Source organism: Mycetohabitans sp. B2 (genome assembly GCF_021733735.1).
Taxonomy (GTDB): Bacteria; Pseudomonadota; Gammaproteobacteria; order Burkholderiales; family Burkholderiaceae; genus Mycetohabitans; species Mycetohabitans rhizoxinica.
The window spans coordinates 16,982-27,698 of record NZ_JAHKSP010000008.1 but is presented as its reverse complement, the minus strand read 5'-3'; the positions used below and the strand labels follow the sequence as shown (position 1 = coordinate 27,698).

The 10,717-nt window shown below is 61.6% G+C and carries 10 protein-coding genes; 4 read left to right on the top strand and 6 right to left on the bottom strand.

Features of this window, described 5'->3' with window-relative positions; all coding sequences use genetic code 11:
• The first annotated feature begins 426 nt into the window (after positions 1-426).
• Positions 427-2,139 (top strand): ShlB/FhaC/HecB family hemolysin secretion/activation protein, encoded by a 1,713-nt coding sequence (locus KPG66_RS01965; protein ID WP_442929400.1) that lies wholly within the window; start codon positions 427-429, stop codon positions 2,137-2,139.
• Between the two features lie 333 nt (positions 2,140-2,472).
• On the opposite strand, the gene KPG66_RS01960 is transcribed toward KPG66_RS01965, so the two are convergent.
• Both KPG66_RS01960 and murJ read right to left on the bottom strand, forming a co-directional pair.
• Entirely contained in the window at positions 2,473-3,315 is an 843-nt protein-coding gene (locus KPG66_RS01960) for a SirB1 family protein (protein ID WP_237069865.1), read from the bottom strand.
• A gap of 7 nt (positions 3,316-3,322) precedes the next feature.
• Positions 3,323-4,873 (bottom strand): murein biosynthesis integral membrane protein MurJ, encoded by a 1,551-nt coding sequence (gene murJ, locus KPG66_RS01955; RefSeq protein WP_237069864.1) that lies wholly within the window; start codon positions 4,871-4,873, stop codon positions 3,323-3,325.
• 241 nt (positions 4,874-5,114) lie between these two features.
• Here murJ and rpsT point away from each other — a divergent pair, with 241 nt between their 5' ends.
• Positions 5,115-5,390 carry a 30S ribosomal protein S20 gene (gene rpsT / locus KPG66_RS01950; protein WP_013434237.1) on the top strand — a complete coding sequence of 92 codons (276 nt, stop codon included), beginning with the start codon at positions 5,115-5,117 and terminating at the stop codon, positions 5,388-5,390.
• Between the two features lie 257 nt (positions 5,391-5,647).
• Here the strand turns inward: rpsT and KPG66_RS01945 are convergent, their stop codons facing one another.
• Positions 5,648-5,995, bottom strand: a complete 348-nt coding sequence (locus tag KPG66_RS01945) for a DUF3579 domain-containing protein (protein WP_041753054.1) — start codon at positions 5,993-5,995, stop codon at positions 5,648-5,650.
• Positions 5,996-6,524: 529 nt separating this feature from the next.
• On the opposite strand from KPG66_RS01945, the gene argF reads away from it, so the two are divergent.
• Complete coding sequence (gene argF, locus KPG66_RS01940; RefSeq protein ID WP_013434234.1) at positions 6,525-7,457, top strand: ornithine carbamoyltransferase; 933 nt, start codon at positions 6,525-6,527, stop codon at positions 7,455-7,457.
• Positions 7,458-7,573: 116 nt separating this feature from the next.
• Here argF and murB read toward each other — a convergent pair whose 3' ends face one another.
• Positions 7,574-8,623: a UDP-N-acetylmuramate dehydrogenase gene (murB, locus tag KPG66_RS01935; protein WP_237069863.1), complete on the bottom strand. Its 1,050-nt coding sequence runs from the start codon at positions 8,621-8,623 to the stop codon at positions 7,574-7,576.
• A 202-nt stretch (positions 8,624-8,825) separates the two neighbouring features.
• Between murB and KPG66_RS01930 the strand changes: the two genes are divergently transcribed.
• A complete protein-coding gene (locus KPG66_RS01930; protein ID WP_237069862.1) occupies positions 8,826-9,311 on the top strand; it encodes a YajQ family cyclic di-GMP-binding protein in 486 nt (161 codons plus the stop codon).
• Positions 9,312-9,323: 12 nt separating this feature from the next.
• On the opposite strand, the gene plsY is transcribed toward KPG66_RS01930, so the two are convergent.
• Together plsY and ybaK are read right to left on the bottom strand one after the other, a co-directional pair.
• Positions 9,324-9,962, bottom strand: coding sequence for a glycerol-3-phosphate 1-O-acyltransferase PlsY (plsY, locus tag KPG66_RS01925; protein ID WP_237069861.1), 639 nt, complete (start codon positions 9,960-9,962; stop codon positions 9,324-9,326).
• Positions 9,963-10,077: 115 nt separating this feature from the next.
• Positions 10,078-10,569, bottom strand: a complete 492-nt coding sequence (ybaK, locus tag KPG66_RS01920) for a Cys-tRNA(Pro) deacylase (RefSeq protein WP_237069860.1) — start codon at positions 10,567-10,569, stop codon at positions 10,078-10,080.
• Positions 10,570-10,717: the final 148 nt, after the last annotated feature.

Here is a 10,717-nt window from a genome sequence, read left to right as displayed (position 1 = left end):
TTTGCGTTTGGATGACTCGAGTCTCTCCCCCAGGAGCCGGCACGATTTGCGCAAGGCCCCACGCTGGCCACGCGCTTAGCCCGAGCGCCACGAAGCGGGCCCGGCCCACACGCCACACCGGCTCAACACCCACTAGAATCCAACGCATTGCCATATAGGTTAGCCTCGTCGGGCAATTTAACCACTTTAGTATAAAGATTCGCCATTGCCCAACCACCTGTGCCGTGCCCCGGACACCGCCCCCATTCGATCAGAAAAAATACTGCGCGGGACGGACCGGCCCACCCTAGTGGGCCGCCCCGCCATGCCAATATCAGGTCCCCGCTGGCCGCGCCAGCCCCTATTTGCCAAGGAGCACCTGCTTTGCCAACCTCGACAGCACTGGTACCCCTTCGCTACGCTGGCCCGCTTGCAGGGTGCGCGGCCCTGCTGCTCGGCGGCATAGGTACCAGCCCCGGGGCGCTCGCGCAAAACCCGCCCGAACCGACGCCGCAGACAGCCTATCCGGAACAGCGGCTTGAGCAACAGCGCCAGGCCCAAGAGCGCGAACAGGCCATTAACACTCCGGCTGTACGCTCCAGCGCGCCGCCCGCCGCGGCTTACCCGGTGTTGCCCACCGAGCAGCCGTGCTTTCGCATTGAGCACTTCGCGCTTGAGGTGCCCAAGCAGCTGCCGGCAGCCGTGCGCGCACAAGGTGCCTCGGCGTTGCCCCAGGACCGCTTCGCATTTGCACGTCAATGGCTTGCGCACTATGCGGGTCAATGCGTCGGCAAACAAGGCTTGAACCGGATTGTCAGCGGGCTAGCACAGGAGATTTTGAGCCGCGGCTACATCACATCACGGGTGATGCTGGCCGAGCAGGATCTCTCGCACGGCAAGTTGACCGTCACGCTCGTGCCGGGCGTGATTCATGCCGTGCGTTTTTCGGAGCCAACGATAGGCGGCACATGGAAGTCCGCATTTCCGGCTAGAGCCGGCGACGCATTGAATCTGCGCGATCTCGAACAAGGCCTGGAGCAGTTCAAGCGCGTGCCGAGCCAGGACGTTGACATGCGGATTGAGCCCGCCCAGATGCCAGGTCAGAGTGACGTGGTGATCCAGGTGAGGCGCGCCAAGCCGTGGACTTTTGTCGCATCCGTCGATAACTCAGGCGCGCGGGCGACCGGCAAGCTGCAAGGCCAAGTGAGCGTAGGCGTCGATAACCCGCTGGGCTTGAACGACATGCTCAACGTGGGGGCCAACCATGACCTGAGTTTCGGCGACAAGCGCCTCGGCTCGCACGGCTGGAACGCTTCCTATTCGATCCCGTATGGGTACTGGACAGCATCGCTGTCCGCCAGTACCAACACCTACTACCAACAGATTGCCGGCGTGAACCATACCTTTGTCGCGAGCGGCAACAGCCAGTTCGTCGACGCGCGCGTGCATCGCACATTAGCGCGCAGCCAGGCCGGTGTGTTCGGTGTGCAGCTGCGCGGCATTAAGCGCTTTGGCGCGAGCTTTATCGAAGACACCGAAATCAAACAACAACGACGTAATAATACGTTTATCGAGCTGGGCTTGACTCACCGACATTATTTCGGCGGCGCACAGTTTGACGGCCTGCTCGCGTACCGGCAGGGTCTGGGTTGGCTCGGCGCAACGCCAGCGTTGCCACGCGGCTGTCCGACGTATCGACTGCGCATGGCATCGCTGGATGCGAATCTGTCCGTGCCGTTCACACTCGCGGGCCAGCCGTTGCGCTACGTCAGTGCCGCACACGGGCAGTTCACTAACAACCGGCTTTTTTATCTGGATGGCCTCACCATTGGCAGTCGCTACACCGTGCGCGGTTTCGATGGCGAGACAATGCTCGCCGGCGAACGCGGCTTTTACTGGCGCAACGAACTGCAAGCGCCAATTGCGCACACCGGGCAGCACGCTTACGCGGCGCTTGATTATGGCCAAGTCTTTGGTCCATTAACACAGGGCCAGAGCGGCATGCAGCTTGCCGGCGCGGCGCTAGGGTTGCGCGGCACGGTGCCGACGCGCTTGGCCACCTACACGTACGAGTTGTCTGCCGGCACGCCCCTGTATCATCCATCGGCATTATCAACGGCCCGCGTCACGGTCGGCTTTCGACTAAGCGCGCAGTTGTAAGCGAGCACTATTGTCGATCTCCATCCGTTTTCCCGTCTTTTTGACGAAGTCCTATGCGCATCCGAACGAGTAGCCTTGTGTTATTTTCAGCCTTAGCACTGTCCCTGGCATCTCATACCGCCTTGGCAACAGATCTAGCTGGTGTCTTGTCCCAGACATCACTTTGCATCAACGCGCGATCTTTTTGAGGATGGAATCGGCGGTGGCCATTCACATGAGCGGGCGTTGATGCAGGGCCTCCTGATCACCGTGGTAGACGGCCTGTATTGCAACCGCAGTCACTTCGCGCACGGCCCAAGCCGGACCCGGACCGGTTGCCGCCGCGTCGGGACGTCAATCGCCGTGACGTGTACGCTGGCGCAACTCCTGCAATTGCGACTCAATAACGGTCGCATCGGCTGCATCGGGCTCCTGCTCTAGATAGCGCTCTAAATCGTCCAGTGCCGGTCGTAAATAGTCCAGCCGCGCATACGCGAAGCCGCGATCGCGGACTTCCTCGATGTTCTCCGGCAGCAAGATGACGAGTCGTTGTTGGACAGCCAGCAGCCGTTGCCAGCGCTCGGTCTGCAGGTAGATCGCTTTCAAATTGCGCAACATCCGCGCGATGATCTCCCGCTCGGTGGCCGGCTGCAGCAGCGCGTGCAGCGTGCCGGCGATCGATTGCCCGCCTCTGTCCAAATACGGCTCGAGCATCTCGACCATACGCGACTCGCTCAGCGACTCGCCGGTCGTCGGATCCAGCATCACTTCGCCTTCCGCGATCGTTGCCCGCAACAGGAAGTGACCCGGGAACGACACGCCCTTGACGGGTAATCCGAGTTGCTCGGCCATCTCCAAGTAGATTACGGCGAGCGAAATCGGAACACCGCGTCGCTTCTTGAGCACCATGTTCAGATGGCTGTTGTCCGGATCATAGTAGTCGTTCAGGTTCGCGCAAAACCCCAACTCCCGGAAGAAAAAGCGGTTCAGCATCGATAACTTCTGCGCTACGTCAGCGCCCTGCGGCATGCGTCGACGCAGCCGCACCACCAGCGCGTCGATGTCCGTGAGGGTGCCCTGCACATCCAAATCCGGATAGGTATCCTGGGCCAGTGACAAGGCGGCTTCGGTCAGCGGCAGGCTTTCGTCCTGCGCGACTAATGTGGTGAAAAAATCGAATATTCGGGAAGTCGTCATCGGTTCGTTATTTCACGCGGCGGCGGAAGTACGTATATTTAAAGCCCATCAAAAACAACATGGCAAAATATAGTGCGGCAAAGAGGATCAGCGTAGCACCCAATGCTGCAATGCGCATACCCGGGTGGAGCCCCAGTGCGACCCAATCGAACGACTGGTTGAACCAGCGCATCACGCCAGCAAGCACAAGACACGCGCCGGCCAACTGCACAAAAAACAGTCCCCATCCGGCCGATGGTACATAGATCGAGCGCCGACGCAAGCCGGCGAACAGCAGCAGCGCATTCACGCATGCGCCGATGCCGATACTCAGCGACAAGCCCGCATGTGCAAGATGGGGCACAAACACGACATTGCACAATTGCGTGACGACTAGCACCGCCAACGCGATCTTCACCGGTGTCTTAATGTCCTGTTTAGCATAAAAACCGGGCGCGAGGATCTTGATCAGGATCAGCCCGAGCAACCCCACCCCATAGGCGGCCAGTGCACGCGACACCATCATGACGTCGTGGCCCGAGAACCGTCCATAATTGAACAATGTGGCTGTTAAGGGTTCAGCGTAGACGAACAGCGCGACAGCACTAGGGGCAGCCAGCAGGAAAGTGAGCCGCAAGCCCCAGTCGAGCAGCGCCGAGTATTCCGATGCATCGGCATCCGCATGCGCCTTGGACAAGCTGGGCAATAGAATCGTGCCGAGCGCAACGCCCAGCAGCGCGGTCGGGAACTCCATCAACCGATCCGCGTACGATAACCACGATACGCTGCCGGGCGCCAGGTGCGAAGCGATATTGGTATTGACGATCAGGGATAGCTGCGCGACCGATACCGCGAAGCTGGCAGGCATCATTTTCCACAGGACCCGCTTGACCCCGGGATGGGCCAGCGCGCGGGCCGGATTGAGCCCGATCCGGGGCATCATCTGGACCCGTTTCAGCCCCGGCAGTTGCATAAGCAGCTGTAACACGCCGCCGGCTAACACCGCGAAAGCGAGCGCGTAGATTGGGGTGGCCAAGCGCGGCGCAACGACCAATGCCGCGACGATGAAGCTGACATTGAGCAGGACAGGCGCAAATGCCGGCAGCGAAAAATTCCGATACGTATTCAAGACGCCGGACGCCAGCGATGTCAGCGAGATCAGCGCGATGTACGGAAACATGATCCGCGTCATCGTCACTGAGATCTCGAACGCCTGAGCATCGTGACGCAACCCCGATGCGACCATCCACACGACGAACCCGGCGCCGGCGATGCCCAGCACCGACAGGCCGACCAGCACCCAGGCGAGCACGGTGGCGGTCGCGTCAACCAGCGTACGCGTCGCCTCGTGCCCCTTCTGATTCTTGAACTCGGCCAAGATCGGCACGAACGCCTGCGAAAACGCGCCCTCGGCGGACAGGCGCCGCAGCAGGTTTGGGATACGGAACGCGACATTAAACGCGTCGGTGTACAGGCTGGCGCCAAAAGCGCGGGCAATCAGCGTTTCACGCGCCAATCCGGTGATCCGAGAAAGCAAGGTGAAGCCACTGACGGTGACGAGGGCGCGGAGTAGATTCATGCGGGGGAATTATACGGACCCTATGCGACGGGCACGACCACGGCACGCCGCGGTAGCCGCGCTGACCGATGGCAGCGCGACGTGGCGGTAGTCCTGGGACTCGGATGGTGATTCGGGGCGGGGACGCCGATTGCGCATCCCATTGTTTTATTGTTATAATCCGCCGTTTCGATAGTCCGCCGGGCAACCGTTCCCCGCGGCTCATACTCCAATACCGCTGGAAACAGGATAAGGAACCGTCATGGCTAACTCCGCACAAGCTCGCAAGCGTGCCCGTCAGGCCGCAAAAGCCAACTCACACAATTCTGCGCTGCGCTCCAAAATGCGTACCGCGATCAAGGCCGTGCGCAAGGCGATCGAATCCGGCGACAAGGCAAAGGCTGCCGAGGTGCTGAAGCAATCGTCGAAGACGCTGGACATCATCGCCGACAAGAAAATCATCCATAAGAACAAGGCCGCTCGCCACAAGAGCCGCCTGGCCGCTGCTATCAAGGGTCTGGCGCAGGCTGCAGCGTAAAGCCCCACACCGGTTGATCGCCCACGGCGCGGCCCGTCAAGCGGACACGTCGTGTGAAGACAAGACTCGGTTTCGCCAAAACGCACCGAGTCGGCCCGGCGCAACACCGGTGGTGCAGCGATGGAGTGGAGTAGTCGAAGCAAAAAGCCCGCAATCGCGGGCTTTTGCGCTTAGATGACAACCCAAACCGCAGGGCGCTGCGCGGCCACGCCAATTCGGCAGCAGGCGCTGCCCGCAACAGTCGCTCGCCGCCCCGCTTAGCCAACCTCGCGTTTGGGCGTGGCGCGTTGTACTGGATGCTCGATCGGCAACTCACAGGCTTCGGTCACCACCAGATCGTTGTCCCGCGCGAAATTCATCACGAAATCGAAAGCCATCGGCTCAATGTCGCGCAGCCGCGAATCGACGATCACCGTCTTGATGTCACCGAGCATCACAGGCCGCACGTATAGCGAATACTTCAGCTTCGCGTTCGGCCCCGTCGCTCCTGGACCAAACGACGACATCACACCGCATAGCCGCTCCGACCAGTCACTCGGCCGAAACTTCTTTCCGCTCTTGGTAATGCCTTGAATGAAGTATTCGGTTGAGGATGAGTCGCCCATGTGGAACACCTGAAAGACCGCCCCGCCAGCACCGACTCGACGGCACCCGCGAACGGGGCAAATGAGGCTCCGCGACGCACGGACGTGTTTCCCACACCGTGTTCCGCCGCGCGCACAGCGCGACACCACGGTGGCAGGCTCGCCGCGAAAGCCGTTTATTATAGCGCACGTGGTCCCTTGCCGCAGTGCACCATCTTGCCCGGAATACCGGATCCGCGCTTTCCCGTCGTTTCCTTGTTCTCGCCACCGTCGCGCTGAGTTGCCTGCCCGCTGAGCAGTCGTCGTGCCGAACCGGAGACGTACGCAAGCTGAAGCGCGTCGCCTTGTTGCCCGCCGGCGACCCGGCCGCGTCGCCCGCCTATAAGAACCGTCCGGCGCAGTACAAAGTAGCGATGCCCGGTCCGGCACGGCAGCAGACGTAGGCCGACTCGTCAAAGGCGCCGAAATCCTTTATGCTGGATAGAATGATCCACATGGCAAGCGGCGGCACCCGGCGTACTGACCGGCTCAGTCCGCCGTATCTGTTTTTATGACCTCCACCAAGACGATTCGCCACTACCTGCAATTCCGGGATTTTTCCGCCGACGATTACGACTACGTGCTGGAACGCGCCCGAATTCTGAAGCAGAAGTTCAAGAACTACGAAACCTACCACCCGTTGCACGATCGCACGCTGGCCATGATCTTCGAGAAAAACTCGACGCGCACCCGGCTCTCGTTCGAAGCCGGGATCTTCCAGTTGGGCGGTCACGCGGTCTTCATGAGCACGCGCGACACGCAGCTGGGTCGCGGCGAACCGATCGAGGATGCGGCGCAGGTCATATCGCGAATGGTCGACATCATCATGATTCGCACGTTCGGCCAGGACATCCTGCGGCGCTTTGCGCAAAATTCGCGCGTTCCGGTCATCAATGGACTGACCAACGAGTATCACCCCTGCCAGGTGCTGGCCGACGTCTTCACGTTCCACGAGCATCGGGGACCGATCCGCGGCAAAACCGTCGCGTGGGTAGGCGATGCGAATAACATGGCCTATACATGGATCGAGGCCGCGCACATCCTCGGTTTCAAGCTACGCGTATCGACGCCGCCGGGATACAGGCTCGATCACGCATCGATCGACCCGGCGCACCTGGCATCGGTTGAAGAAACCGACGATCCGCGCGCCGCCTGCGAAGGCGCCCACCTGGTCACGACCGATGTGTGGACCAGCATGGGCTTCGAACAAGAAAACGACGCGCGCAAAGCCGCGTTCGCGGATTGGTGCGTCGATGCGGAACTGATGGCGCTCGCGCAGCCTGACGCGCTGTTCATGCATTGCCTGCCCGCGCATCGTGGCGAGGAAGTGAGCGCCGATGTCATCGACGGTCGGCAAAGCGTCGTGTGGGACGAGGCCGAGAACCGGCTGCACGTGCAAAAGGCGCTGATGGAGTTCTTGATGCTCGGCCGCCTGAATCATTGAGTCCTCTCGTCGGCCGTGCGCAACCTCGGATGCGCAACACCGGACGCACGCCAGCCGCCCATGATTGCGGCGGACAGCCGCGCCCCCGCCAGCACTAGCACCTCGCATGCGCGGATTCAGACGACCAGCGGCTCCATGTCGAGTACCACGCCGAATCGCTGGCTGACGTCCGCGCGGATTGCCTGCGCCAGCGCCAGTACCTGTTCGCCGGTCGCGCCACCGCGATTGACCAGCACCAGGGCCTGGCGCTCGTGCACGGCGGCCGCGCCAATCGAGCGCCCTTTCCACCCGCAGCGATCGATCATCCAACCGGCAGCCAGCTTGACGCGGCCATCGCGCTGCGTGTAGCACACGATATCCGGCTCCTTCGCGCGCAGCGCCGCAAACTGCTCGGCGTCGACGATCGGATTCTTGAAAAAACTGCCTGCGTTGCCCAGAACCGCCGGGTCAGGCAGCTTTTCACGTCGGATCGCGGTAACCGCGTCGAAGATCTGTCGCGCCGTCGGCTCGCCAATCCCGCTCGCGGCGAGCCGGCTTGCAACGTCCGCGTACGAAGCGCGGGCGCGCCATCGCTTCGGCAAGCGAAACGTGACGGACAGGATGATCAGCCTATCGCGCGCCGCATGCTTAAATACGCTGTCGCGATAGCCGAACGCGCAGGCTGGTGCATCGAGTTCCACGATACGCCCATCGACCATGTCGAGCGCGCGCAACCGTTCGAAGCGCTCGGCGAGCTCGAGGCCATATGCGCCGATATTCTGTACCGGCGCGGCGCCAACCGTACCGGGGATCAGCGCGAGATTCTCCAATCCGGCCATGCCTTGTTGCAGCGTCCAGTCAACGAAGTCGTGCCAGCGCTCGCCGGCAGCGGCCTCGACGATGTAGGCATCGTCGGTCTGCGCGACGACGCGCCTGCCGCGCAAGTCGATCACGAGCGCCAAGCCATCGAAGTCACGCGTGAGCACGACGTTGCTGCCCGCGCCGAGCACCAGGCGCGGCATGCCGACGATCCGCCCGTCGGCGCGCAGCGCGGCGAGGGCGGCTTCCGAGCGAATCACGCCGCCCAGTCGCGCGCGCACGTCAAAGCCAAACGTATTGTGATCTCGCAGTGAATAGTCCGCCTGCAGCGCATTGGGCGCCAGGTCAGCGTCAGGCAATCGGGACATCGCAAAGGCCGTTATGGGTCAACGCCGCCAACGCGCACGCAGCCCGCTATGGCACGGCAGGCGTGGCGCGCGATTTGGCAAAACGCAGGCCATCGGTAAAATGACAAGATGTGTCGCATTATAGCGGCTCGTCACGATCGTCCCGGCACAGCACACCGGGTATCGTGCAGCCGTGCTAGCAGTTCTTTCGGGAGAAAATGCAATGCCGTCGTTCGATGTAGTCGTGGAAGCCAACATGGTCGAGGTCAAAAACGCGGTCGAGCAGTCGAACAAGGAAATCTCGACGCGCTTCGACTTCAAGGGATCGGATGCGCGCGTCGAGCAGAAGGAACGTGAGTTGACGCTATTCGCCGACGATGATTTCAAGCTCGGCCAGGTCAAGGACGTGTTGCTGCAAAAAATGGCCAAGCGTCAGGTCGACGTGCGCTTTCTCGACTACGGCAAAATCGAGAAAATCGGCGGCGACAAGGTCAAGCAACTCGTCACTGTTAAAAAGGGTGTGGCGGGCGATCTCGCGAAGAAAATTGTCAAGCTAGTCAAAGACAGCAAGATCAAAGTGCAAGCCAGCATACAGGGCGACGCGGTGCGCGTGAGCGGCACCAAGCGCGACGATCTGCAATCCGTCATTGCGATACTGCGCAAGGAGGTGAGCGACGCCCCGCTCGACTTCAATAATTTTCGCGACTGAGCGGCGCGTTGCTTAGCGGCCCCCGCCGTCACCGCCGCGGCCCGGTGCGCCTTTCTTGTCGCCAATCCGGCTCTCCTGCCCGGCCAGTAACTTGCTGATGTTTGCGCGGTGCCGCCACACCAGCAACACGCTCATGGCAATGATGGCCCCGGCGACCGGGTTACTGCCGAACATGAACAGGTCGAACAACGGCGCGAACAGCGCCGCGATCAGTGCGGCCAAGGACGAGTAGCGGAAAAAGAAAGCAATGATCAGCCACGTGGCAGCAGTCGCGATGCCGAGTACCGGGTCGATTGCGAGCAGCACGCCGGCCGCGGTGGCCACGCCCTTGCCGCCCTGGAAGCGGAAGAACACCGGATACAGATGGCCGACGAATACGGCGATCGATGCCAGCGCCACCGAGAATGCGTCGAGCCCGTATGCGGCGCCAGCATGCTTGACGAGCCACACGGCAAGCCATCCTTTGAAAGCGTCGCCAAGCAGCGTCAGAATCGCCGCCGCCTTGTTGCCGCTGCGCAGCACATTGGTCGCGCCGGGGTTCTTCGAGCCATAGGTGCGCGGGTCGGACAGGCCCATCGCGGCGCTGACCACCACCGCGAACGATATCGAGCCGATCAGGTACGCAACGACGGCGACAAGCAGGTTAGCCATGGAGAAGGTCGTGCAATTCGTTTAAAGCGCGTCATTCTACCTAACACGGCCCTGTCCAGGCGCGCGTGAGAGCTTGCTGTGCTGGCGCATGGCAGCGCGCTGCGATCCCACGCGCTCAGTCCCCGCTCGCGCAGTCCACCGGCGTGGCGGCCAACAGTGCCGTGAGTACTGCCGGCGCGAGGCTCACGAGGTAGCCGCGCCGCCCGCCGTTCAGGTAAATCCTCTCGAGCGAGAGGATCGTGCGTTCCACATACACTGGCAGCGGCTTGCGCGTGCCGAATGGCGACGTGCCGCCGACCAGGTAGCCCGAATGCCGGTTCGCGACGTCGGGCCTGCATGGCTCGATGCGCTTGGCGCCAATTTGCCGCGCCAGGTTTTTGGTCGATACCGTGCGATCGCCGTGCATCAACACGATCAGCGGTTTCGCGTGCTCGTCTTCCATCACCAGCGTCTTGATCACACAATGCTCTTCTACGCCGAGTTGCCGTGCGGATTCGGCAGTGCCGCCGTGCTCCACGTAATCGTAGGAATGCTCGCCGAACTCGATGTGATGCTGGCGCAGCAACTGGGTGGCCGGCGTTTGTGAAACGTGCTTGTTTTTTGCCATGGAGATCAGTCTTGACATTCTCCCGCTTAAATTCTGGGGATTTCTACGGTGCTCGCCTCGGCATCGAGCCGCAGTGAGCCGCTTCAGTGAGTTCCTGCTACTAGCGGCATGACAACACCGCTCACTTCACAGGCAAGGCGGGCCACAC